This is a genomic window from Amycolatopsis sulphurea (assembly GCF_002564045.1).
Taxonomy (GTDB): domain Bacteria; phylum Actinomycetota; class Actinomycetes; order Mycobacteriales; family Pseudonocardiaceae; genus Amycolatopsis; species Amycolatopsis sulphurea.
This window is the reverse complement of the sequence record NZ_PDJK01000002.1, coordinates 5,091,468-5,114,178: the sequence shown is the minus strand read 5'-3', so window position 1 is coordinate 5,114,178 and position 22,711 is coordinate 5,091,468. Positions and strand designations below refer to the sequence as shown.

The 22,711-nt window shown below is 67.7% G+C and carries 24 protein-coding genes, 1 tRNA gene and 1 pseudogene; 12 read left to right on the top strand and 14 right to left on the bottom strand.

The window, feature by feature from the left end:
- Positions 1 to 5: 5 nt before the first annotated feature.
- Entirely contained in the window at positions 6 to 1,181 is a 1,176-nt protein-coding gene (locus ATK36_RS29385; protein WP_098515271.1) for a branched-chain amino acid ABC transporter substrate-binding protein, read from the bottom strand.
- A 436-nt stretch (positions 1,182 to 1,617) separates the two neighbouring features.
- On the bottom strand, positions 1,618 to 2,220 hold the full coding sequence (locus ATK36_RS29380; RefSeq protein ID WP_098514417.1) for an ANTAR domain-containing response regulator: 603 nt from the start codon (positions 2,218 to 2,220) through the stop codon (positions 1,618 to 1,620).
- A gap of 181 nt (positions 2,221 to 2,401) precedes the next feature.
- On the opposite strand from ATK36_RS29380, the gene ATK36_RS29375 reads away from it, so the two are divergent.
- A tRNA-Leu gene (locus tag ATK36_RS29375) sits at positions 2,402 to 2,475 on the top strand.
- 123 nt (positions 2,476 to 2,598) lie between these two features.
- Here ATK36_RS29375 and ATK36_RS29370 read toward each other — a convergent pair.
- A pseudogene (locus tag ATK36_RS29370) lies at positions 2,599 to 2,787 on the bottom strand (tyrosine-type recombinase/integrase); the annotation flags it as partial.
- Between the two features lie 38 nt (positions 2,788 to 2,825).
- Between ATK36_RS29370 and ATK36_RS31830 the strand changes: the two are divergent.
- Together ATK36_RS31830 and ATK36_RS29365 are read left to right on the top strand one after the other, a co-directional pair.
- Positions 2,826 to 3,038, top strand: a complete 213-nt coding sequence (locus tag ATK36_RS31830; protein WP_141544572.1) for a hypothetical protein — start codon at positions 2,826 to 2,828, stop codon at positions 3,036 to 3,038.
- Positions 3,028 to 3,369, top strand: a complete 342-nt coding sequence (locus tag ATK36_RS29365) for a hypothetical protein (protein WP_141544571.1) — start codon at positions 3,028 to 3,030, stop codon at positions 3,367 to 3,369. Before ATK36_RS31830 ends, ATK36_RS29365 begins: the two co-directional genes overlap by 11 nt.
- A 113-nt stretch (positions 3,370 to 3,482) precedes the next feature.
- On the opposite strand, the gene ATK36_RS29360 is transcribed toward ATK36_RS29365, so the two are convergent.
- From ATK36_RS29360 to ATK36_RS29320, 9 genes are all read right to left on the bottom strand, one after another.
- Positions 3,483 to 3,977, bottom strand: coding sequence for a (2Fe-2S)-binding protein (locus ATK36_RS29360; protein ID WP_098514415.1), 495 nt, complete (start codon positions 3,975 to 3,977; stop codon positions 3,483 to 3,485).
- Positions 3,974 to 4,801 (bottom strand): FAD binding domain-containing protein, encoded by an 828-nt coding sequence (locus ATK36_RS29355; RefSeq protein ID WP_170069961.1) that lies wholly within the window; start codon positions 4,799 to 4,801, stop codon positions 3,974 to 3,976. Before ATK36_RS29355 ends, ATK36_RS29360 begins: the two co-directional genes overlap by 4 nt.
- On the bottom strand, positions 4,798 to 7,206 hold the full coding sequence (locus ATK36_RS29350; protein ID WP_170069960.1) for a xanthine dehydrogenase family protein molybdopterin-binding subunit: 2,409 nt from the start codon (positions 7,204 to 7,206) through the stop codon (positions 4,798 to 4,800). The genes ATK36_RS29355 and ATK36_RS29350 overlap by 4 nt, the downstream gene beginning before the upstream one ends.
- A 125-nt stretch (positions 7,207 to 7,331) precedes the next feature.
- Positions 7,332 to 8,279, bottom strand: coding sequence for a fumarylacetoacetate hydrolase family protein (locus tag ATK36_RS29345; RefSeq protein ID WP_098514412.1), 948 nt, complete (start codon positions 8,277 to 8,279; stop codon positions 7,332 to 7,334).
- A gap of 16 nt (positions 8,280 to 8,295) precedes the next feature.
- Positions 8,296 to 9,093: a cyclase family protein gene (locus ATK36_RS29340; protein ID WP_098514411.1), complete on the bottom strand. Its 798-nt coding sequence runs from the start codon at positions 9,091 to 9,093 to the stop codon at positions 8,296 to 8,298.
- Positions 9,094 to 9,119: 26 nt separating this feature from the next.
- Positions 9,120 to 9,926, bottom strand: coding sequence for an enoyl-CoA hydratase/isomerase family protein (locus ATK36_RS29335; RefSeq protein ID WP_245915296.1), 807 nt, complete (start codon positions 9,924 to 9,926; stop codon positions 9,120 to 9,122).
- Positions 9,914 to 10,387, bottom strand: coding sequence for a nuclear transport factor 2 family protein (locus ATK36_RS29330; RefSeq protein WP_098514410.1), 474 nt, complete (start codon positions 10,385 to 10,387; stop codon positions 9,914 to 9,916). Before ATK36_RS29330 ends, ATK36_RS29335 begins: the two co-directional genes overlap by 13 nt.
- Positions 10,384 to 11,814 carry an aldehyde dehydrogenase family protein gene (locus tag ATK36_RS29325; protein ID WP_098514409.1) on the bottom strand — a complete coding sequence of 477 codons (1,431 nt, stop codon included), beginning with the start codon at positions 11,812 to 11,814 and terminating at the stop codon, positions 10,384 to 10,386. Before ATK36_RS29325 ends, ATK36_RS29330 begins: the two co-directional genes overlap by 4 nt.
- Positions 11,811 to 12,920 (bottom strand): 3-hydroxyacyl-CoA dehydrogenase family protein, encoded by a 1,110-nt coding sequence (locus ATK36_RS29320; protein ID WP_098514408.1) that lies wholly within the window; start codon positions 12,918 to 12,920, stop codon positions 11,811 to 11,813. The genes ATK36_RS29325 and ATK36_RS29320 overlap by 4 nt, the downstream gene beginning before the upstream one ends.
- Before the next feature lie 167 nt (positions 12,921 to 13,087).
- Here ATK36_RS29320 and ATK36_RS29315 point away from each other — a divergent pair, with 167 nt between their 5' ends.
- From ATK36_RS29315 to ATK36_RS29275, 9 genes are all read left to right on the top strand, one after another.
- Positions 13,088 to 13,837, top strand: a complete 750-nt coding sequence (locus tag ATK36_RS29315; RefSeq protein ID WP_245915295.1) for a CoA transferase subunit A — start codon at positions 13,088 to 13,090, stop codon at positions 13,835 to 13,837.
- On the top strand, positions 13,837 to 14,493 hold the full coding sequence (locus tag ATK36_RS29310) for a CoA transferase subunit B (protein ID WP_098514406.1): 657 nt from the start codon (positions 13,837 to 13,839) through the stop codon (positions 14,491 to 14,493). The genes ATK36_RS29315 and ATK36_RS29310 overlap by 1 nt, the downstream gene beginning before the upstream one ends.
- On the top strand, positions 14,490 to 15,068 hold the full coding sequence (locus tag ATK36_RS29305) for a carboxymuconolactone decarboxylase family protein (RefSeq protein ID WP_098514405.1): 579 nt from the start codon (positions 14,490 to 14,492) through the stop codon (positions 15,066 to 15,068). The genes ATK36_RS29310 and ATK36_RS29305 overlap by 4 nt, the downstream gene beginning before the upstream one ends.
- Before the next feature lie 10 nt (positions 15,069 to 15,078).
- Positions 15,079 to 15,690, top strand: coding sequence for a TetR/AcrR family transcriptional regulator (locus ATK36_RS29300; protein WP_170069959.1), 612 nt, complete (start codon positions 15,079 to 15,081; stop codon positions 15,688 to 15,690).
- A 236-nt stretch (positions 15,691 to 15,926) separates the two neighbouring features.
- Entirely contained in the window at positions 15,927 to 17,471 is a 1,545-nt protein-coding gene (locus ATK36_RS29295; protein WP_098514403.1) for a sugar ABC transporter ATP-binding protein, read from the top strand.
- Positions 17,461 to 18,459 carry an ABC transporter permease gene (locus ATK36_RS29290; RefSeq protein WP_170069958.1) on the top strand — a complete coding sequence of 333 codons (999 nt, stop codon included), beginning with the start codon at positions 17,461 to 17,463 and terminating at the stop codon, positions 18,457 to 18,459. The genes ATK36_RS29295 and ATK36_RS29290 overlap by 11 nt, the downstream gene beginning before the upstream one ends.
- Before the next feature lie 8 nt (positions 18,460 to 18,467).
- Entirely contained in the window at positions 18,468 to 19,502 is a 1,035-nt protein-coding gene (locus tag ATK36_RS29285) for a sugar ABC transporter substrate-binding protein (RefSeq protein WP_098514401.1), read from the top strand.
- Between the two features lie 80 nt (positions 19,503 to 19,582).
- The gene (locus tag ATK36_RS29280; RefSeq protein WP_245915294.1) at positions 19,583 to 19,879 is read left to right on the top strand and encodes an antibiotic biosynthesis monooxygenase family protein; all 297 of its coding nucleotides are present in this window, start codon (positions 19,583 to 19,585) and stop codon (positions 19,877 to 19,879) included.
- 634 nt (positions 19,880 to 20,513) lie between these two features.
- Complete coding sequence (locus ATK36_RS29275) at positions 20,514 to 21,278, top strand: transposase family protein (RefSeq protein WP_098514400.1); 765 nt, start codon at positions 20,514 to 20,516, stop codon at positions 21,276 to 21,278.
- A gap of 189 nt (positions 21,279 to 21,467) precedes the next feature.
- Here ATK36_RS29275 and ATK36_RS31820 read toward each other — a convergent pair whose 3' ends face one another.
- Together ATK36_RS31820 and ATK36_RS29265 are read right to left on the bottom strand one after the other, a co-directional pair.
- Positions 21,468 to 21,686 (bottom strand): SMI1/KNR4 family protein, encoded by a 219-nt coding sequence (locus ATK36_RS31820; protein ID WP_141544569.1) that lies wholly within the window; start codon positions 21,684 to 21,686, stop codon positions 21,468 to 21,470.
- A 385-nt stretch (positions 21,687 to 22,071) separates the two neighbouring features.
- Positions 22,072 to 22,671: an SMI1/KNR4 family protein gene (locus ATK36_RS29265; RefSeq protein WP_170069957.1), complete on the bottom strand. Its 600-nt coding sequence runs from the start codon at positions 22,669 to 22,671 to the stop codon at positions 22,072 to 22,074.
- Positions 22,672 to 22,711 lie beyond the last annotated feature (40 nt).

Here is a 22,711-nt window from a genome sequence, read left to right as displayed (position 1 = left end):
AGGGGTTACTTGATCTCGGTGTCGCGGACGATCTTGCCTTTGTCGACCTTGTAGGCCCACACGGTCGTCTGCGCCAGTTCACCGTGCGAGTCCCACTTGAAGTGCTTGGTGAGTCCCTGGCCGTCGTAGTTCTTCACGAAGTCGAGCATCGAGGCCCGGTCCTTCTTGCCCGCGTCGACGCCCTTGAGGAAGATCGTGGCGATGTCGTAGGCCTCGGGCGAGTAGGTGCCCGGAGCCTTCTGGTACGCCGCTTGGTAGGCGTCGGTGAACTTGGTGAACTGGTCGGCCGGCACGCAGGGGCAGGTGAAGTACGCGTTGGCCGCGGCGTCGCCCGCGCCCTTGACGAACTCGTCGTCCTTGACCCCGTCCGGGCCGACGAACTTGGCCTTGACGCCGGCGTCGTTCAGCTGCTGCGCGAACGGGGCGCCTTCCTGGTAGTAGCCGGAGTAGAAGACCGCGTCCGGGTTGGCGTTCTTGACCTTGTTCACCACCGCGGAGAAGTCGACCTGCTTGGTCTTGACGTCGTCCTGGCAGGCGACCTTGTCGCCGAGCGCCTGGACGGTCGCGGCGGCCAGGCCGGTGCCGTACTCGGAGTCGTCCTTGATCACGCAGACCTTGCCGGCCTTGAGCTCACCGGTCATGAACTTCGCCGCGGCCGGGCCCTGGGTGTTGTCGTTGCCCAGACCGCGGAAGAAGGTCTTCCAGCCGTTCTGGCTCAGGCCGGGACCGGTCGCGGACGGGGTGATGGTGACCAGGCCGGCCCCGTTGAAGATGTTGCCGACCGCCTTCGACTCCCCGGAGAAGGGCAGGCCGACCACGCCGAGGATGGCCGGGGTGTTGACCATCTGGTTCACGATGCCGGGCGCCTTGTCCGGCGTGCCCTCGGTGTCGTACTGCTCGAGCTTGACCTGGCAGCCCGGGTTGGCCTTGTTGTGCTGGTCCACGGCGAGCTTCGCGCCGTCCAGGATGTTCTGGCCCAGCGCCGCGTTCGCGCCGTTGATGGTGCCCGCGTAAGCGAGGGAGACCGGCGAGCACTGGGCTTTGCCGTCCCCGGCGGGGTCCGCCGCGTCGGCGGCCGCCGAGGGCGCCGCGGCCTGCGAACCGGCACTTTCCCCACCCGAGCCGCTGTCGTTGCGCGCCGTGCAGGCGCTGAGCGAGATGGCTCCCGCCGCGGCCAGCACGATGACCTTCGTGAGTCGTGCTCTGTGCACTCTTCCTCCAAATGCCGCCCGCGCGCTCGGTGAGCGGCGGGTCCCTCACTGGGACTTCGACTGGCCGCTGAACGTAGCCGCCGGTGAGGGCGTTGCACAGAGTCACAGCACGTCTTGTATCCACATCGTGACGGTGGCGGCAAAGTTGCCCCATGGTGAACCCTCGAACGTCGGAGAGTGACGATCGAGTGATGACGCTGGGTATAAGAATGCGCCCGAAACAGACCCCTTGACGGACGAACCAGTCGATTCGGCACAGTCTAAGAACGCCCCTGCCGCACACGAGGAGTACCGAAAAAAGGGGCAGCGACTCTGCCCGTTCGGGCAGCACGCAGCGACCGCGGATACGGCGAAGCGGGCGTGACCCCCTGGTCACGCCCGCTTCGCCGCCGGCCTGGCGGGCCGGCTAGCCGATGCTCTCCACCACGGCCTCGGCAACGGCCTTCATCGTGGTGCGGCGGTCCATCGCGGTCCGCTGGATCCAGCGGAAGGCCTCCGGCTCGGCGAGACCCTGCCGGGTCATCAGCAGCCCCTTGGCCCGGTCGATGACCTTGCGCGTCTCCAGCCGGTCGGTGAGCCCGGCGACCTCGGATTCCAGCGCCTGCAGCTCGGCGAACCGGCTGACCGCCAGCTCGATGGCAGGCACCAGGTCCCGCTTGGCGAACGGCTTGACCAGGTAGGCCATCGTGCCCGCGTCCCGGGCCCGCTCGACCAGATCCCGCTGGCTGAACGCGGTGAGGATGACGACCGGCGCGATCCGGTCGCCGGTGATCCGCGCGGCCGCCTCGATCCCGTCCAGCTTGGGCATCTTGACGTCCAGGATCACCAGATCCGGCTTGAGATCGGTGGCGAGCGCGATGGCCTCTTCGCCGTCGCCGGCCTCGCCGACCACCTCGTAGCCCTCTTCCCGCAGCATCTCGACCAGATCGAGCCGGATGAGCGCTTCGTCCTCGGCGACGAGCACACGGCGCTGCGGCACGGCTTCGGCACCGCCGGCCTCTTCGGTCACCGCTGTCCTCCTGAGCACTCGACGGCACGGTTCACGTCACGGTCACCCGCGAACCGCAAGCGTACCGGGGCCACCGCCCATCCCACGATGGCGTTCACCACGAAGTGGCGGGCACTACACCCGCACCCCGGCACCCGCCGGGACCGTCGGGGCACGGGGTCGGTAAAGTTCACCGGCAGCCGCCCCCGTAGCCCAACTGGCAGAGGCAACGGATTCAAAACCCGTCCAGTGAGAGTTCGAATCTCTCCGGGGGCACTGGCGATCACCTGCAGAAGACGGCCCCTGACCAAGCAGGGCGGCCGGGGCCGTTGTCGTATGGTCCGGGGCTGTCCGGCCGCCTACGGCCCTCCACCCCCATGCGCCCCCAGCTACCGGCCGTCAGCTCTCCCAGCCGAGAGCCCGCTCGATGCGATCGTGGGCCGCCGACTCCAGGCCGGCGATCACCTTGGCGTAGATCTGGTGCAGCACGGCCACCGAGTGGCCGGCCCACTCCGCGCACTGCGTGGACGGCACCCCAGCGGCCAGCCAGGTCGACACACAGGCGTGTCGGAGGTCGTAGGGACGCTTAAGGGTGTCGCCGCCGTAATCGTTGTTCGAGTGCCGGGTTGGCATCGATCGGCCGCGCCGCGTATCCGCGGTGCAAGCGGGTGGTGTCGGCGCCGGAGCTGGCCGACGCGTTCACCCCGAACGACGTGGAGTGGGCGCAGCGGTGCACGCAGAACACCCAGGGCTTTCCGGCGCTGCTCGTCCGGTTGAAGTGTTACCAATGGCTCGGATGTTTCCCGAGACTGGCCGAGGTGCCCGACGGTGGTAGTTGAGGTGCGCGGCAAGCTCGAGCGGGGCGAGGATGTCGCGGTTGCGGCGGCTGTGGGGCGCACGGCGAAGCGGTACCGACAGTTCGTGCGGGACCTGTTGGGTGTGAAGTACGAGTCGAAGAAGGTGCGGGAGGCCGACCACAGTCGCCCCGGTGTGCGTGGCGCGGCCGTGGTCACCGCGGCCAGCGCCGGGTTTCGGGTCGATGAGCCCGGCGGCCGCGCAGGCGCCGTCGGCGGCCAGCTCGCGCGCCACCGCGAGGTCGGCACGCAGAGCGCGCTGCCAGGTGGTGGTCTGCTCGCCCTTACCGTAGCGGGCCGGCAGCTGGGCGGGTAGCAGGCCGTGCATCGCCTCCCGCAGGAGGATGCGGTCTGTGAAGGCGTCGAGTCTGGTGCGCAACCCCCGAAGGCCACCGGCGGCGGGAACCGCGCGCGATCCGGTACCTGTGGTCAGGAGCCGCGTCGTTGGGCGGCCGCTTGCACAGACTTGACGATGGTGACGTATCCCGTGCAGCGGCAGATGTTCCCGCTGATCGCCTGGCGGATGTCCGCTTCGGACGGGTCCGGGTTGTGCTCCAGCAGGTCGCGCGCCGCGAAGAGCTGGCCGGGCAGGCAGTACCCGCACTGGAACCCGTCTTCGGCCCAGAACGCCTCTTGGATCTCGTCGAGCTCGTCGCTGCCGGAGAACCCTTCGATCGTGGTGATCTCGGCCCCGTCGGCACTCGCCGCGAGCATCAGGCACGACTTCACGATCTTGCCGTCCAGCATGATCGTGCAGGCACCGCAGTCGCCGTTGTAGCATCCAACATGGGTTCCGGTGAGCCCCAGGCGCTTGCGGATCGCATCGACGAGCAGGTCACGGTCTTCGATCGCCGTGGTGTGCTCGACACCGTTGACGCGCACCGTGATCGTGCGCCCCGGCGCGGCGGGTTCGGTCCCGGTCATGATCGCTCAGCCTCCTGCAGTTCGGCGACGGCACGGCGAACGACGGCACCGGAGACGTCCTTGCGGTAGGCGCCGTCGGCCAGCACGTCGGTCCACGGGTTTTCGATGTGGCCGCGGACGAACTCGTCCACCGTGTCCTTGCCGGAGTCCAGGTAGGACGTGAGGTCGAACCGGCGGGGAGTCGGGCTGGCCGCGCCGACGGTCGCCATCACACGCTCGCCGTCCCGCACCACCGCCGCGGTGACGATGGGCCAGCTTCCCTCGCACAGTTTGAGCTTGTGATAGCCGACCCGGGCGGCGCGGCGTGTCACTTCCATCGACATCAGGAACTCACCGTCGCCGAGGGCGGTCCGGAACGCGTCGACGAAGAACTCGCCGGCCGGCACCCGGCGCTGTCCCGCCGAGCCGTGCAGGCACATAGTCGCCTCGAGTGCGACCAGGACGGCGGGCACATCCGACGACGGGTTGCCGTAGCAGGCGGATCCGCCGGCGGTGGCGAGGTTGCGCAGCTGGCCGCCACCGGTGATGCCGCTCGCCATCCGCCGCAGCAGGGGTACCGTGCGTGCGACGACGTCCGAGGAGAACAGGTTGTCGTAGGTGACCCTCGCCCCGATCCGGACCTGGTCGCCGTGCTCGGTGATCGTATCGAGGCCGAGCCCGCGCAGGTCGACGATGTGACCGGCGTTGACCTCCGCCCGGTTCATCATCGGCAGCAGCATCGTGCCGCCGCCGAGGACGACGACGTCCCCGGCATGGCCGGCGAGGATCGCGCTGGTCTCCTCCGGCGTGGCCGGCCGGTGGTAGCGCAGGCTGGTGCGGATCACGAGTTGCCTCCCGAACGGATCGCCCGCAACACGTGGGGCGGGGACAGCGGCATCGAGGTGACGCGGACGCCGAGCGGCAGCAGCGCGTCGTTGACGGCGTTCGCGAGGCAGGCCACCGCGCCACCCACCCCGCTTTCCCCGGCGCCCTTGGTGCCCAGCAGGGTGTAGGGCGAGGGCGTGCATTGGTGGCCGAGCCGGATGTCCGGCAGGTCGTTGGCCCGTGGCACGAGATAGTGCTTGAGCGTGCGGGCCAGTGGCTGCCCGGCGTCGTCGTAGGGCTGCTGCTCGGACATGGCGCCGCCGATGCCCATCGCGATCCCGCCGTAGAGCTGGCCTTCGACGAACTTCGGGTTGATCTGCACCCCACAGTCGTCGACACAGGTGTAGTCGAGAATCCGCACCTGACCGGTCTCGCCGTCCACGTCGACCACGGCGACGTGAGTCGAGTACGGGTACGTCGGGTACGCCGACATCCGTCCCTGCTCGTCCGGCACGTGGTGGAAGTTGCCTGGACCGCCCACTTTGGTCGCTTCCAGTAGTGGCTGGTCGAGCCCGGGGATGGCGTAGGCACGACGGTAGACCTGCTCGGCGACTTCGCCGAAGGACATCGAACGCTCGCCGTCGGTGGCGTGGACCCGCCCCGCGGCGAACACGAGGCTCTCGGGCTTGGTTTCGAGCAGGATCCCCGCGGCCAGCGCCATTCGCTCCCGCACCTCGCGGGCTGCCAGGACCGCGGCCCCGCCCCCGGCGGCGAGGCTGCGGCTGGAGAAGTTGCCGAAGCCGTAGGGACAGGAGTCGGTGTCGCCCTGCAGTACCGACACTTCGGCCACGGTCACCCCGAACTCGCGGGCGACCAGTGCGGCGATGCTCGTCTCGTTGCCGGTGCCGGGACTGGTCACGCCGGTCAGCACGGTGATCGCGCCCTTCGGGCTCACCCGCACCGTCGAGGTGTCGAACCCGCGGACGAAACTGCCCGCGAAGTCACCGCCTTCGGGGGTCAGCTCGAACGACACCCCGATGCCGCGCAGCCCGCCCCGCGAGCGGACCTCGCGCTGCAGGTCCCGTTGCCGGTGGTAGCCGGACAGTTCGATGACCTTGTCCAGCGCGCCGGTGTAGTTACCGCTGTCGAGGTGCTTGGCCGCCGTCCAATGGGGAAAGCGTTCCGGCGGGATGAAGTTGCGGCGGCGCACCTCGGCGGGGTCCAGGCCAAGCTCCTGCGCGACCAGGTCCACCATCCGTTCCAAGGCCAGCGTGGCGGATTCCTTGCCGTAACCGCGCGCGCCGTTCCACGGCGCCTTGTTGGTGACCACCGCGACCGACTCGATGGCGTAGTCGGTCACGAGGTAGGGACCGGGGAACGTCATGCCGGCCGGGTAGGTCATGCTCCAGCCGCCCCAGGTGGCGAGGCAGCCGACGTTGCCGACGATGCGGTCGGTGATCGCCAGGATCCGGCCGTCGTCGTCGAAGCCGACCGAGAACTCGTGCGAGAACTCGCGGGCGCCGACGAGCAGCGAGTCGGCCCGGGTCTCCAGCCATTTCACCGGCGCGCCGGTCATCCTGGACAGCAGGCAGACCAGTGGTTCCTCGGGGTAGCCGTTGAACTTGTGGCCGAAGCCGCCGCCGAGCCGGGTGGCGACCACGCGGATCCGGTCCTCAGGCAGCCCGAAGATCGTGGACAGGTTGGTGCGCAACGGGTGCGGGTTCTGAGTGGAGGCGTAGAACGTCAGCTTGCCGGTCCGCTCCCAGTGCGCCAGGTAGCCGCGCGGCTCCATCGGTGTGGTCTGGTAACGCTGGATGTGCGCCTCGCCGGTGAGCACGTGGGCAGCGGCGGCGAGTGCGGCGGCCGCGTCACCTTCGGCGAACGGCAAGCGGATGAGCACGTTGTCGTCCCACTCGTCGAACACCTTCGGGGCACCTTCGGCCAGTGCCTGCTCGGCCTCCACCGCAGCGGGCAGGACCTCGTAGTCCACCTCGATGGCCGCCAGCGCGGCCTCCGCGTCGGCGAGCGTGCCGGCGACCACCGCAGCGACCGGGTCGCCGACATACCGCACCTTGTCCACCGCGAGCACCCGCACGGTCGTGGTGCGACCGCCCACAATGGACGGTTCAAAGAAGTGGGGAAGCGGCTCGGCCAGCGCTACTGCCTCGGCACCGGTCACCACGGCTCGCACCGACCGGCACTGCCGGGCCGTGGTCGCGTCCACCGAGCGGATCCGGGCATGGGCGTGTGGGCTGCGCAGGATCGCGCAGTGCAGTGTGCCTGGCGGCTCGATGTCGTCGAGATAGGTGGCGCGACCGGTGAGCAACTGGTCGCCGTCCTTGCGCCGGGTCTGTTCCACCGCATCCGCGGTCGGGTCCCACTGCGGGGACCCGGCGTCGGCGGGCGGCGGCCTCGTTGCCGTCACGTTCATCTCCAGTCACAGTCGAAATGACCTGGATCACAGGATCCTCTACCGTCCAGACGGTAGGTGTCAAGGGGTAACTCGCCTCGTGTCCAGTCCGGTGCGCACCGTGCGCGACCAGGGCATCGTCAGGCTCCGCTCACCACGCGGTTACGCAGCACTCCGAGCCCGGTGATCTCCAGTTCGACGACGTCACCGGGTTCGAGGTACTTGCCCAGCTCGAGCCCGCAGCCGAAGGCGACGGTGCCGGAGCCGAAGATCTCGCCGGCCCGCAGCGGTTCCGAGTCGGCCATGCGCGTGATGATGTCGGCGAAGCTCCAGTGGATCTGGCCGGAGTTGCCGTGGGACCACTCCTCGCCGTTGACCCGCGCGACCATCTCCAGGTCGTACAGGTCGTCGATCTCGTCCCTGGTCACCAGCCACGGGCCGATACCGGTGGCGAAGTCCTTCGCCTTCGCCGGGCCCAGGCCGATCGAGATCTCCTTGCGCAGCACGTCCCGGGCGCTGAAGTCGTTGAAGCAGGTGAGTCCGTAGATGTGCGATTCGGCCTCAGCCTTGGTGACGTTGTGCGCGCTGGGCCCGATCACCACCCCGAGTTCCAGCTCGTAGTCCCACTCCTGGCTGTAGTGCGGCCACGGCACGTCCTCCCCCGGACCGACCACAGTGGACGGATTGCCCTTGTAGTAGACGGGAATCTCGTAGAATGCCGGCGGAATCTCCGCACGGTTGATGTTCTCGTAGAAGTTCTTCAGGTGGGTCTCGAAGGCGATGCAGTCGCGCAGGGCGACCGGCTGCAGCGGAGCGCGCAGCGTCACCTCGAACAGCGGCAGCCGGTGTGGGCCGCCGTCCGCGTGCCCGGCCGCGGCGCGGGCCTCGTCCTTGCCCCATTCGCCGAAGCCGATGAACGTGACCATGTCGCGGAAGATCGTCTCGCTGAGGGCGTCGGCCTGTGCGGCCTCGATCCCGCGCGAGCGCAGCAGATCCGCATAGGCCGGGCGCAGCGCGACGACGTGATCGCCGCCGTCGAGCACGCCGACCTCGGGTACCGGCCCTCGGGTGAACGTCACGAGTTTCATGGAGCTCCCTTCCTGGTCACGCGGGTTCGGTGAACAGGGCGACGACGCGGGCCCAGCCACCGCTCGCGCCTTCGATCTTCGCCGGGAAGCAGGAGACCTCGAACCCGTGGGGGCGCGGCAGGTCCGAGAGCCCGCTGAGCTTCTCGATCTGGCAGTACTCCTGGGTCATCCCGTGGTAGTGGGACTCCCACAACTGCTCGGTGTCGCCGTTCTTGGCTTCCTCGACCATGACGTCGAACGCCCGGTCCAGCGTCCAGGCGTCGATGCCGATCATCCGGACGCCCTGCTCGGTGAGCCATTTCGTCGCCGAGGCACGCAAACCCGTGTGCTTGTACTGGTAGCCGGGCTCGTCGAAGTACCGCGACGCGCCGGTGCGGATGAGCACGATGTCGAACGGCTGGAGCGTGTACCCGATCCGGTCCAGCTCCCGCTGCAGGTCGTGTTCGTCGGCGCCCTTGCGGCGATCCACCTCGGTCACGTCCAGGACGACGCCGGGGCCGAAGCACCACCGCAGCGGGACCTCGTCGATCGTCTTGGCCGGCCGCCCGCCCGATGTGGGGCCGTAGTGGTACGGCGCATCGAGGTGGGTGCCGGAGTGCGTGGTCAGCGTGATGCGCTCGATGGCCCAGCCACGGCCGCCCCGCCACGCCTCCTTGCCGATGCCGAACAGCTTCTCGGAGTCCTCGATCGTCTTGTCGTGCGGGATGTACTCGATGTGGTGCGGGTTGGGCTCGAAGTCGCTCGTCTTGTTCGACAGACGGGAGCTGAGGTCGTACGCCGAGTACCGGAGGTCTCCGTTGACCCAGGTTTCCATGGGGTCGTACCTTTCTTTCTCCGAATCTAGATCGCGTCGAGGGGTACGGTGGCCGGCACCGTGACCGGGCCGCGGTCGTGGTTCGCGGCGCGCTTCTCGCGGAACGCGGCGACGCCTTCGGTGTGCTCGGCCGTCGCCGCCGCGACGCCCTGGCTCAGTGCCTCCCGTTCCAGCATGGTGTCCCCGCCGGCGTGCGCGGCCGCGGTGAACAGCCGTTTCGTCAGCGCCAGCGCGAGCCCGGGGCCCCGCGACAGCTGGCCGGCCAGGTCGCCGGCCTCCTTCGCCAGCGCCTCGAGCGGCACGACCCGGTTCACCAGCCCCCACTGTGCGGCTTCGGCCGCGCCGATGGTGCGGCCGGTCGCAGCCAGCTCGTAGGCGCGCGCGTGACCGAGGCTCCGCACCAGCTCGTGAGACAGCCCCGTGTCGGGCACGAGGCCGACTTTGCTGAACGAACACGCGAAGTACGCCGTCTCGGCCATCAGCCGCAGGTCGCAGGCCAGCGCCAACCCTGTCCCGGCGCCCACGGCGGGCCCGTTGACCGCGGCGATCACCGGCTTGTCCAGCTCTTTGAGCGCACGCACCAGCGGGTTGTAGGTGTCGCGGACCGTGACGTCGGCGCGTACCAGCTCGTCGGTCGCGGACAGGTCCTGGCCGACGCAGAAGGCACGCCCGGCGCCGGTCAGCACGACCGCACGGACAGCCGGGTCGGCCGCGCCGTGCAGCGCCGTGAGTAGTTCGCGGCGGCAGGACTCGGTGAGCGCGTTCATGCTCCGGGGCCGGTCGAGCGTGATGGTCAGCACCGCGTCCGTACGGAGGGAGATCACTTCGGGCACGGGGCACCACCTGCGCTCGCCGGGTGGAGGGCACTGGTCTCCCGCGCCGGGACGGAGTAGCCGCGCTCGTCGTAGCGGAACCCGTCCAGCTCGGTGGTGCTCTCCCGCTGTTGATAGTACGAGCGGATCTCCCTGATCAGTCCATTGTGGAACCGGAACCACTCCGCTCCCCGGGTGACGACCCTCTCGGCCCTACCTTCCGGTCGCCAGAACATCGACCACTCGATCACGGCCTCCTCGTCGCCGTCGACGATGTGGTCGACGATCCAGCGCGCGTCGATCATGCGGTGCACCTTGCGCCAGTAGCGGGCCAGGTGCTCGCCGCCGTCGACGGGTTTCGAGCCCGGGTTGGGGGCGAGGAAGTAGTGCACGACGTCGTCGGTGAGCGTGCCGCACATCAGCTCCACGTCGCCGGTGCTGCAGCCGTCGTAATAGCGGCGGATCGTCTCGAGGTGGGTCATGACTGCACCGCCTTGGTCTCGACGAACTCGTCGATGCCGAACACGCCGAACTCGCGGCCCAAGCCTGACTTCTTGTAGCCGCCGAACGGCGCGGCGGGGTTGAAGGCGGCGCCGTTGATGTCCACTTGGCCAGTGCGCATCCGCCTGGCCACCGCCCATGCACGGTCGGTGTCGGCGCTCCACACCCCGCCCGCCAGGCCGTAGTCGGAGTCGTTGGCGATCCGGATGGCGTCCTCGTCGTCGGTGTAGGGCATGATCGCCAGCACCGGGCCGAAGATCTCCTCCTGCGCGATCCGCATTTCCGGGCGGACGTCGGCGAAAATCGCAGGCTCGACGTAGAACCCCTTGTCCAGGCCCGCCGGCGGTTCCGCCCCGCCACACACGAGCCGTGCGCCTTCACTGCGGCCGGCGTCGATGTAGCCGCGAACCGTGTCCCGCTGCGCGGCTGAGGCGAGCGGGCCGAGCCGGGTGTTCTCCTCGAGCGGATGCCCAAGGGTGAGCCGTTTCGCCGCCTGCGCCGCCAGGTCCACGACCTCGTCCTGTAGCCGTTCCGGGACGAGCATCCGGGTCCAGGCCGAGCACGTCTGGCCGGAATTGAGGAACGCGTTGCCCACGCCGGTCTTCACCGCGCGCGCGAGGTCGGCGTCGTCCAGTACGACGTTGGCGGACTTGCCGCCCAGCTCCAACGCGACCTTCGTGATGTTGGCCGCGGCCAGCTGCGCGACCCGCGCCCCGGCCGCCGTCGAACCGGTGAAGGACACGACGTCCACCCCAGGGTGTCCGGCAATGGCCTCGCCGACCACACGCCCGCTGCCCGGCACCAGGTTGAACACTCCCGTGGGCAGGCCCGCGGCCTGGACCGCTTCGGCGAGCGCGAAGGCCGACAACGGCGCCACGCCGGCCGGTTTCGCCACGACAGCACAGCCGGCCGCGATCGCTCCGCCGACTTTGGCGACCAGCTGGTGCAGCGGGTAGTTCCACGGCGTGATCGCGCCGACCACACCCGCCGGCTCGCGCAGCACGGTCGAGTTGCCCACCGTGGTCTGCCACTCGTAGCGCTCGGCCGTCTCGGCGAACGCGTCCAGCACGGCCAGCGGCAGCCCGACCTGGACCCGCTGGGAGATCTTGGCCGGGGTACCCACTTCGAGGCTGATCAGCTCGGCGATCTGGTCCTGCCGCTCGGTCAGCGCAGCCCGCAGCGCCCGCAGCGCCCGGACGCGGTCCGCGGGATCGGCGAGCACACCGGAGTCGACGGCCGAGCGCGCAGCGGCCACCGCGGCATCGACATCGGCCGCGTCCCCGCGGCACACGGTGGCCAGGACGGTTTCGTCGGCCGCGTTGATCACTTCGTCGTGACCGTCGCCGTGACCGGGAACCCAGTCACCACCAATGAAGAGCTTGTCGTACCGCACCCGTTCTCCGTTCATCGATAGAGATAGAAGCCCTGGCCGGTTTTCTTGCCCAGATGCCCGGCCTCGATCATCCGGCGCAGCGACGCCGCCGGCACCAGGCGCGAGTCGGGGTACGCCTCGGCCATCGCCGACAACGCCGCGGCCGTCACGTCCGCACCGATCAGATCGATCAGCGCGAGGGGGCCCATCGGGTGGCCCGCGCCGGTGGTCATCGCCTCGTCCAGTTCGGCAGGTGTGACATCACCTTCGTCGAACCGCCGCGCTGCGTCGTTGAGGTACGGGATGAGCAGCCGGTTGACCAGGAACCCCCGCTGGTCGCCGCAGTGGATCGCGGTCTTGCCGATCGCGGTCGTCCAGGCGGCCCCCACGGTGGCCAGCGCACGCGAGCCGCCTTCCGGCACAACGACCTCGACGAGCTTCATGGCCGGGGCGGGATTGAAGAAGTGCAGCGCGAGTATCGGCCGTTCCGGAGCCACGGCCGCCAGCTCCGCCACCCGGAACGAGGAGGTGTTGGTGGCGATGGGCGTGCCCGGTGCCACGATCGCGTCGAGTCGCGCGCACACCTCGCGTTTGACGTCCAGCTGCTCGGCCACCGCTTCGATCACCACGGCACAGTCCGCCAGCGCGGCGGCGTCGAGTACACAGTGGACTCTCGCGCGGATGCGGTCGGCCTCGTCTGCTTGCCGCCGCCCGCGCTTGACTGCGCGCGCAAGGCTCGCCGCCACTGCGGCGTGGAGCCGTTCCCGCGCGGGCACCGAGCGAGCGAGCACCCGTACTGGCGTTCCCGACGCCGCGATGGCCTCCGCGATTCCGGTCGCCATCGTGCCCGTGCCGACGACCCCCACGGTTCCCCACCATGCCTTCGCCGCGGAGGTCGCGGTCACGTCCGGGGCCTCGGTCGCCGGGACTTCGGACAGCCCGAGCGCCTCCCGATCGAAGGCGTCCAGATCGCGCAGCACGGTCAACGGTCCCACCGGATGACCGGCGCCCAGGCGCATGGCGGTGTCGATGTCCTGGGCCGTGGCGAAACCCGAGCGCAGCATGGACACCGCGTCGGCCAGCATTCCCCGCAGCAAGCGCAGGTGAACGGGCAACGACGGGGCCGCCACTGGATCGACCATGATCTTCTCCTCGAACTACCGGGCTACCGTCCGGACGGTAGGTAGCCTAGGGTTTGTCCCGTCGTTACGTCAACCCAGGTCGCTACCGTCTAGTCGGTAGCGTTACTGTGGTCAAGCCTGTGGAGGAGCCAGTGGAAGCAACCCGACCAGGGCCGCGGAGCAAGGTGGTGGCCGATGCGGACGAAGCCGTCGTCGGTGTCGGCGATGGCGCCAGCATCGCGGCCGGCGGCTTCGGCGCCTGCGGGATTCCGAGCGCGCTGATCGACGCGCTGTGGCGGCGCGGGGTGCGAGACCTGCACGTCATCTCCAACAACTGCGGCACCGACGGCTGGGGGCTCGGCATCCTGCTGGAGACGGGCCGGATCAGCCGGGTCACGGCCTCCTATGTCGGCGACAACGCGGAGTTCGCGCGCCGTTACCTCGGCGGGGAGCTCGAGGTCGAGTTGTGCCCGCAGGGCAGCCTGGCCGAACGGCTGCGTGCCGGTGGTGCCGGGATCCCGGCGTTCTACACCGCCGCCGGGGTCGGCACGCTGATCGCCGAAGGCGGCATGCCGTGGCGTTACGCGCCCGACGGAAGCGTGCTTGTGGCCTCTCCGCCCAAACCGACGCAGCTGTTCGACGGGGTCGAATACGTGCTGGAGAACGGGATCACGGCCGACTTCGGGTTCGTGCACGCCGCGCTCGGCGACAGCGAGGGAAACCTCGTCTTCGCCAAGTCGGCACGCAATTTCAACCCGCTGTGCGCGATGGCGGGGCAGGTCACCATCGCGGAGGTCGAAGAACTCGTGGGGGCCGGCGAGATCGATCCTGATGCCGTGCACGTACCGGGGATCTTCGTGCAGCGGGTGCTGCACACACCCGCTGTCGAGAAACGGGTCGAGAAGCGCACGGTGCGCGCGCCGATGGAGGTGTCGTGATGGCCCTGTCCAGAACCGAAATGGCGGCCAGGGCCGCCCGTGAACTGGCCGACGGTTCCTATGTCAACCTCGGCATCGGACTACCGACGCTGATCCCGAACCACCTCCGGCCCGGCACGCACGTCGTGCTGCACAGCGAGAACGGCATCCTCGGCACCGGCCCCTATCCGACCGCGGACGAGGTGGACCCCGACCTGATCAACGCGGGCAAGGAAACCGTGACCGTGCTGCCGGGTGCCTCGTTCTTCGACTCCGCCCTGTCGTTCGGCATGATCCGCGGACGCCACATCGACACCGCGGTGCTGGGCGCGATGCAGGTCTCCGCCACCGGGGATCTCGCGAACTGGATGGTGCCGGGTGCCATGGTGAAGGGCATGGGCGGCGCCATGGACCTGGTGCACGGGGCCCGGCGGGTCGTGGTGCTGATGGAGCACACCACGCGGCGCGGTGAGCACAAGATCCTCGACGAGTGCACGCTACCGCTGACCGGTCGCCGTGTGGTGCACCGGATCATCACCGACCTGGCCGTCCTCGACGTCACCACGGAAGGGCTGGTGTTGCGCGAGCTCGCTCCCGACGTCGACGTCGCCGACGTGCGGGCGGCCACCGGCACCGAGTTCGCCGTGGCGCTCGATGAGACGGTGGCGGGCCGATGACGGGCACGGCCCGGGTGCCGCCCGCTCCGCTGACCGTCGAGCAGGCGGAAACCCTGCGCCCGTACCGGCTTCCGGGCGGGACGATCATTCCGCTCTTCGCCGCGCTCGCACACAGCCCGGGTGCGCTCGGCGACCTGCGTCGGGCCACGAAGGCGTGTCTCGCAGAGACGGACCTTTCCGTGCGGCACCGGGAAATCGTGATCCTGCGGGTGTGTGCGCTGACCGGGGCCGAGCCCGAGTGGGCGGTGCACGTCGCATTGTTCGCCGGGCAGGCAGGGCTGGGGCCCGCGGAACTCGCCGCGACGCTCGCGCCGACGACCGAGTCGCGATGCTGGACGCCCAGGGAAACCATGCTGCTGGGCGCGGTCGAGCAGCTGTGCGAGCACCTGACGATCGACGACGACCTGTGGCAGCGACTGTCGGCGGTGTGGACGTCGCGACAGCTGGTCGAACTGCTCACTGTGACCGCGCAGTACCACAAGGTCGCTATGCTCACGAACGCGTTTCGCCTGCCGGTACCCGAGGGACTCCCGCGCTTTCGCGATCACACCACGCCGGAATTTCGCAACGATTAGGAGAATGTCCATGGCCACGCCTGCCCCCGTGAACACCAGCAGCCGGGGCGCCCAGCGCAAGATGCAGATCATCAGTGTGGCCGCCGGACTGTTCAACGAGCGCGGCTACCACGAGACCTCGATGGACCTCATCGCGGCGCACGTGGGTATTCGGAAAGCGTCGCTGTACCACTATTTCTCCAGCAAGGACGAGATCCTCATCGTGATCCACGAGGAGATGATCGACCTCATCGTCGAGCGGCAGGAACAGCGCGCCGCGGCCGCCGCACTGGGCCCGAAGGACATGCTGCTGGCCGTGATGACCGACCTGGTCGGCCTGATGGAGACGCACCCCGGGCACCTGCGCGTCTTCTTCGAGCACTACCGGGAACTGCCGATGCAGGCCCGCAATGCGATCGCCGGCAAACGGGACCAGTACCACCAATACCTGATCGACATCCTCGAAGCCGGGGTGAGCACGGGCGAGTTCGGCCCCATGGACACGCGCATGACGAGCTTCGCCATTCTCGGCATGTGCAACTGGACGTATCAGTGGTTCCACCCCGGCGAGGGCTGGACCGCGGAGCAGGTCGCCCGGCACTTCTGGCAGCTGTTCATCGACGGCGCGGCCCCGAAGCCCTGAGCCGCCACACGTGACCGTCAGCGCCGCCGGACTGCTTACCGGCGGCCGGTCGCGCTGCCCGTGCCTTGATGATCGCCGCACTTCGCTTTTGTTTCGGCAGGTCTTGACGGCGCGGATTCCCTGTAGATACTTGACCCTACCGTCTGGACGGTAGGCGCCCCTTGGGCATCGTTGATCCAGTTCCGCAAGCGCTCAAACGCCCGGCATTTCACAACGACGTGACAGTCGAGGTACTCATGACCGACCCCGTTTCCGTGGTCTCCGAACTGCCCGCTCTCGCGGCCGACGCCGTTTCCAAGCGGTACGGCGCGACCGTGGCGCTGGCCGGCGCCTCGTTGTTCGTGCGCCAGGGCGAGGTACACGGCCTCGTCGGCGCCAACGGCGCCGGCAAATCCACCCTGATCAAGATTCTGTCCGGCGCCGAGCACCAGGACAGCGGCCGCCTCAGGCTGGGCGCGTGGAGCGGATCGGGCCTCACTCCGCGGTCGGCGCAGGCCCGCGGGCTGGAGACGATCTACCAGGACCTCAGCGTTGCCCCGTGGCTCGACGGCGTGGCGAACGTGATCCTCGGGCAGGAGCATGCCCGGCTCGGCATGCTCGCGCCGCGCCGCCAGCGCACCGAGGTGCTCGGCATTTTCGCCCGCCTCGGCTTTCAGGCGGGCCCGAAGGAGCCGGTGAATCGCCTGAGCCCGGCCGACCAGCAGCTCGTCGCGATCGCCAGGGCGATCTACCGCCGGGCGTCGGTGGTGCTCATGGACGAGCCGACATCGAGTCTCGGCATCACGGAGCGGGCCCGCCTGCTCGATGTCGTACGCGAATTGAGCCGCGACGGCGTGGCCGTCGTCTACATCTCGCACGACCTCGAAGAGGTCCTCGCGGTCGCGCACCGCGTGACCGTGCTGCGGGACGGCCGGACCGTGGACACCGTCGCGGCCGACCAGGTCACCCCCGACGACCTGGTCGAGCGCATGGTCGGCGGCGCCTTCGAACGCCTCCGCCGGGCCTCCGGCACGGCGGGCGAAGTGGCCCTGGAACTATGCGGGATCGGCCAGCACGGGCGGCTCGCCGACATCGACCTGCAGCTGCGCCGCGGCGAGGTCGTCGGTCTCACTGGGCTGGTCGGTTCGGGCCGGACCCGGCTGGCGAACGTCCTGGCCGGGCTGCACCCGGCGACGGCGGGTGAGATGACCGTCGACGGCAGGCCCTACCGCCCGCGGACCCCGGGCGATGCCTTGCGGGCCGGCCTCGTCGTGGTGCCTGAAGACCGCAAGCGCGACTCACTGCTGATGGATCTGGCGTCCACGCACACGGTGATGCTCGCCCGCCCCGAGTCCCGGCTGGGCCTGCTGCGGGGCCGAGCCGAACGCACCGCCACCAAGAGGTTGATGGACCGCCTGCACGTGAAACCGGCGAGCCCGGCGGCCGTTCCCCGCGCGATGTCGGGCGGCAACCAGCAGAAGGTGTCGCTGGCGAAAGCGCTGCAGGCCCGCCCGCGGGTGGTCGTGCTCGACGAGCCGGGACAGGGGGTCGACATCGGCGCGAAACAGCAGATCCTGCACGCCATCCGGGAGATGGCCGCCGACGGTTGCGCGGTGCTGGTGATCTCGTCGGAACTGCAGGACCTCGTGCCGGTGGTGGACCGCCTGCTCGTGATGCGGCGCGGCCGCATCTCCGGCGAACTGGCCGCCGCCGAGATCGACGAGCACCGCGTGCTGGAGCTGGCAGTCACCGGTGGCAGCCACCGGCCGGACCGAGATGAGGACCCCACCCATGTCCAGTAGCACCGTCACCCCGACTTCGACCCAAACCGGTCCGCCCCAAGCCGGGCCGACGGCCTGGGACCACGTGCGCGGCCTGCTGACCGCCCGGCGTTCACATCTGGCTCTCCTGGGCGTCATCGCCATTCTGGTCCTCGTCACGTCCCTGCGTTCGCCGGTGTTCCTGTCCTGGGGGAACTTCGCGAACGTCCTTCAGCAGATGGCGATCTTCGGGATTCTCGCGGCCGGCACCACCGCGCTCATGGTGTCCGGCGGGCTCGACCTGTCCATCGGCTCGAACGTGTCGTTCAGCGCGATGATCATGGGAACGCTGCTGCTGCATCACTGGTCGCCCACGGTGGCGGTCACAGTCGGGATCCTCGCCGCGATCGGCGTCGGGCTGTGCAACGGGGTGCTGGCCGCGTTCTCCCGCTCCCACCCGTTCATCCTCACCCTGGGAATGCTCACCCTGTTGCAAGGCGCCGCCCTGCTGATCTCGAACGTGCCGATCACGGCGATTCCCGACTCCATGCTCGCCGTGGGCCGGCAGCGGTTCGCCGGGCTCCCTCCGCTGGTGTGGGCGCTGCTCCTAGCGCTGGTCGCGGTGCACGTCCTGTTGCGGTACAGCAAGATCGGCCGCTGGATCTACGCACTCGGCGCGTCTTCGTCGGCCGCCTACCGGGCCGGGATCCCGGTGCGCGCACTGAAGATCTGCCTCTATGCGGGCAACGGCCTGCTCGTCGGCGTCGCGGCCTTCCTGCTCATGGTGCAGCTCGCATCGACTCAGGCGCAGATGGGTACCGGCCTCGAGATGACCGCGATCGCGGCCGTCGCCGTCGGCGGCACCCCGCTTGCCGGTGGTCGCGGCGATATTCCGGGCACGATCCTCGGAATCATCCTGCTCGGCCTCATCGGCAACGCACTCAACCTCATGTCGATCCCCGGTGAACTGCGGTACGTCCTGCAGGGCGCGGTGATCGTCGTCGCCGTCATGGCCCAACGAGAGAAGTGAGACCTCCCATGACCATTCGTCGCCGGCTGGCGGCCGTGTCCGCCGCCACGTTCCTGACCGTGCTCGCCGCCTGCTCCACCGCGACCCCGACCACGACCCACGGCCCCTCGGAAGGGCAGAAGACATCGCCTGACGCACCGCTGCATGGCAAGACCATCGCCTACATCCAGACCGGCAGCATCCCCTACTACGAGTACACGAAACAGGGCTTCGAGAAGGCGGTGACACTACTGGGCGGTACGCCGAAGACCTTCAACTCGAACCTCGACGCCTCCGCCGAAGTGGCGAACGTGCAGAACGCCATCACCAGCAAGGTCGACGGGGTGGTGCTCGAACCACTCAGCAATGCCACCGTGAAGAGCGACCTGAGCGCGCTCGACCAAGCGGGCATCCCGACGGTCGTGCTGTACGGCTACGACCCGTCGCTGGAGAAGGACGCGGTCGGCTTCCAGGGCACTCGCTACCAGGACACCGGCGCCGCCGCCGGGGAGCAGCTGAAAGCCCTGGCCCCCAACGGTCAGGTCGCGATCATCACCGGTACCCCGGGCCGCGCCGACGTCGACGGCTTCACCACGGGATTCCGCCAGACGCTCGGGGCCGACTCGCGGATCGTCGAGACCCTCAACGGGAACTACGACCGCCAAACCGCCATCAAGGCCACCCAGGACCTGATCACCAAATACCCACAGATCTCCGGCATCTTCGTGCACAACGAGGACATGGCGATCGGCGTGATCCAGGCACTCGGCACCCGCGCGAACCAGGTGGCGATCGTCACCCAGAACGGCTCTCCGGACGGCGTCGACTACCTCCGGAAAGGACTGATCAAGGCCAGCATCGGCTGGTCGCCCACCCAGGAGGGCGTCCTGTCGGCGCGGCGGCTCGGCGACTACTTCAGCGGCGCACCCGCCGCGGCCCCGCTGTGCCTGACCCCGTTCGCAGTGGACACTCCGGCCGAGCCGACGAAGTCCGTGCGCTGGGAGCCGACGGACGACGTCATCGCCAATTCCCTGAAGACCCCGTGCGCGACGCCGCGCCCCTAAGCCCGTCGCACACGGTTGATGCCCGGGCGGCCGATACCATATGCCGGCCGCCCGGGTCACATCCGATGAGGGAAAGGACCGTGTTGGTCACCGAAATCGCCCAGATCGAAGTCAAAGCCGGCCAGGAAACGTCCTTCGAACGCGCCGTCGCCGAAGCGCTGCCGCTGATCCAGCGGGCGCAGGGCTGTCTCGGGGCGCGGCTGTGCCGCAGCGTGGAGCGTCCCCAGCGGTACCGGCTCATGGTGGACTGGGAGACAGTCGAGCATCACATGGTGACGTTCCGCGAATCACCGGATTTCGCGCGGTGGCGGGAACTCGCCGGGCCTCATTTCGCCGCCACGCCTGAAGTCGAACACGTGTCCACCGTGCTCTCCTGATCATTGAGCCGGCCCCGACGGCGCTGCGAACAGGTGTCACCGCTCGAGCCGGCACCGGTATGTGGCCAAGGGAGTTCGCTGTCGCCGGAGCGGCAGGCACCCCTGGTGAGGTCCTACTCACGGCCGCGGGAACGGGCACCGCAGGTACCGCCCGAGCCCCGCCTCACCGTCCAATCGCAGCGTGCGGTGCGGACAGCTGTTGTGCACGGCGAACACCCACGGCGCGTCTTGGTCGGGGAAGAGCTAGCGTGAATCCGGGTCAATGACAAAGTGGCGGTGTGCAGACTGCTGGCGGTAGAACGCGACCTGGTCAACTGCTTGTCCGTTGATCTCGATCTGGAAATGCAGATGCGCTCCGGTGGATTCACCTCGGTGTAGACGATCGGATGAAATCCACGGCGAGACCGGTGAAATCCCACTTCAGCAGGTTGACCTCGCCGGTGTTTGCCAGGATTTCGCAGAGAAGTTGCGTGGTTGGTCCTGGATGTTCGCGTCACTCGTCTGCGCTTTGGTCGTGGTACGCGATCTTCCAGGAGCGTTATTCTGGCGACTTGATCACCCTCAAAATAGGGCAACGGCCCCAGTCGAGTAAGATCGTTTTCCTACCAGAGAACACGACTTACAGGCGGGGCCGTTGCGTTATCAGTCTACTACAGGGCTTGCTACCGACCAGATCGAGGAGCTTGTCGCACGGATCAGGCAGATCGTTCAATGTCATGAGAAGCAAGCGTGGCCTCCGATCGTGGGACTGTATCGCGCTGTCGCGCTCACTTTGGTGTACGTCCGGCAAAATCTGAATCAGGCTGCGGTGGGCGATCTATTCGACGTCAGCCAGTCGACCGTATCGAGAGTGCATCGAGCCATGCTTCCCCTGATCGGACAGGCTCTGTGTTTGCACATTCCAGACCTCAAAGAAGCCATTCGCGGGCGGCTTGCCCTGGTAGATGGCACTGACGTCCCAACCGGCAACCGCGCTGGTCACGAGGACAACTACTCGGGCAAACGCCGCCGATCCGGGCTGAATATCCAGATTGCCGCCGACACGGACGGTCACCTCTTGGGAATATCCGCACCCCTGCCAGGATCCATGCACGATCGCAGGGCGTTCACCGAGTCCGGCTGGGAAGACCTTCTTGCGGATACCCCTGTTATCGCCGACCCCGCCTATCAGGGAACTCACGCCATCACACCGCGCAAGAAGCCAAAAGGTGGGGAACTGTCAACCAGCGACAAAGCCAACAACAAGACCATCTCCTCGATACGATCAGCCGTCGAGCGATGCATCGCCCACCTGAAGAATTGGAAGATGCTCGCCACCGGGTACCGAGGCCGACTCGCCGAGCTTCCCAACATCATCCGTATCATCACGGCGCTCGAATTCTACCGACTCGGCTGGTAACTATCGTGAATAACGCTCCAGGTGTCCGGGTCGGTCGATGCGGTAATCCAGCAGAGGGTTCCGTTGACCATCAGCTCCCCAAGGCAGCAAGCCGCCAGATTCGGGGAAGAGACCGTAGTCGACGACTTGAGATATTCGAGGTCCTCGTCGCCGAGTATTCCCAGGAGTTCGTCGAGATCATTCTTGTACTCAATCCAGACCTGCCCACTCACAACCGGGCTGCGAATAATTATCCCGCGGAATACGCCGCCCGGGAAGCGTTTTTAGGAGTTCTTTATAGTCGCCTGGCGGCGATATACGAAGTTCACGTTCAACGTCTGACCATTCTTTTTCCGGCGTGAAATCTTCGCGCCAATCGAGGAGTCGAGCGATCTTGTCGACAAGGGACGGGGCATAGGCTTCGGTCATCGGCTCTCCCGGAGACTGGCGGCAGCAGGCGAGGACGCCTGACCTCCTGGTGTCAGCATCGTGTCTTCGTCTGGTTTCCTGAAGGAACGTTCTGGATTTCCGCGGAGCAGTTGAATCCGTTGGGCCCTACAGCATCAATGAAAACCCACGCTGGCATAGCTGCTGTCGGACTGGGGTACTGCACCATCACCTTGTCAAGCACGGACACACCCGGGTTTGATCAAGCACCCGGCTTCGGCCATTATTGATTCATCATTTCCCAATGTTTCGACATAGAATAGATGCGACCCCAACAAGACGACAGGCACCAAAACACCCGTCATGGAGGCCACGTCGGCCGCCCGGTTACCACTTCGGCAAGTCGGCTCCTCCAGCCACAAGAGATTTATCGGTATTCCTCATGGGGTAGCCAACCGCCGTTTCCCATATATGTCGAGGGAACCCGGAAGATGGACTCTTCTTCACCGAGGTCCATGCGGATGATGTTGTCGTCGCCAGCACAGGTGAGGATTTTCATAATGGCGTCGACGACACCGGAATCATGCTCTGTCCACTCAAACAAGTCGCGACTCCAGTAAACCACTGGCCACTCATTTGGGTCGATGCCTTTGGTTAGCCAGAAGAATTTTCCTCCTTGAAGGTCGTTGCCCCATGGCAGGAGGCCGCCCGGAGCCGGGAATAATGCGTAGTTCGTATCCTCCATAAAATCGCCATTCTCTCCACTGAAGGACTCGACAACTTCGTGGACATCCTCCCGCAGAAACGTGCCTAGGTCAACGCGGGCATCTATCGGGTTGGTTATCCAAACGGCGTTTCGGAAGAACCCTGACGGGAACCGCGACATCATGGCTTTGTAGTCTTCGGGAAGCGTCAGACCGAGAGCTCGCTCGACAGTATCCCAGTCACGACCTTGGTTGATACTGCCGGTCCAGCCTGCGGCTTCGGCAAGTTCGTCGATCGATCGCCGGCCTTGTGATTGGTCCATGACTCCTCGCTGATTCGGTGTGGTCGGTGTGCTGGTGACG